The 403-nt window shown below is 38.2% G+C and carries 1 protein-coding gene and 1 pseudogene; both read right to left on the bottom strand.

All coding sequences use genetic code 11. From position 1 onward, the window contains the following. A partial coding sequence (locus HUS61_RS22050; protein WP_404936087.1) for a cellulose synthase operon protein YhjQ/BcsQ occupies window positions 1–221 on the bottom strand: 221 nt, incomplete at its 3' end. Then, a pseudogene (locus tag HUS61_RS21330) lies at window positions 203–403 on the bottom strand (hypothetical protein); the annotation flags it as partial. The gene HUS61_RS22050 and the pseudogene HUS61_RS21330, both read right to left, overlap by 19 nt.

Here is a 403-nt window from a genome sequence, read left to right as displayed (position 1 = left end):
TATAAAGGTGCAATTAATGGTAATTCAGTTTGCCAAAGCTGCAATAAATCTGATTCAAGCTCAGAGGCTGAATTATAATTATTGGTTAAAAAATAATGCTGCCATGATGATTCAGCCTGCTTTAGAGTGTTTAAACGTTTGAAAGCAAAACTGTGACAAATTGCATCACAATTAATAATCTCAAGGAATATATCGTCTTCATTTAGCGAATAGCGGTGCACATCAACATGGGCTGGGCAGTCAAATAAAAACCAGCTGTCATCGCTGTATTAAGCTGCTGACAACTCTCTATAATACATGAAAAGTCTAACCCTAAGTTCGAACGGCTGCCATAGGGTAAAAACTTTACGCCGTCGTTATCTTGGTGAAACTGCTCACATGCAGAGGCAAAGTTTGGGTAATC

This window comes from Pseudoalteromonas sp. 0802 (assembly GCF_013350085.1).
GTDB lineage: Bacteria > Pseudomonadota > Gammaproteobacteria > Enterobacterales > Alteromonadaceae > Pseudoalteromonas.
The sequence above is the reverse complement of the archived record's forward strand: the minus strand, read 5'-3'. Positions and strand labels throughout refer to the sequence as shown.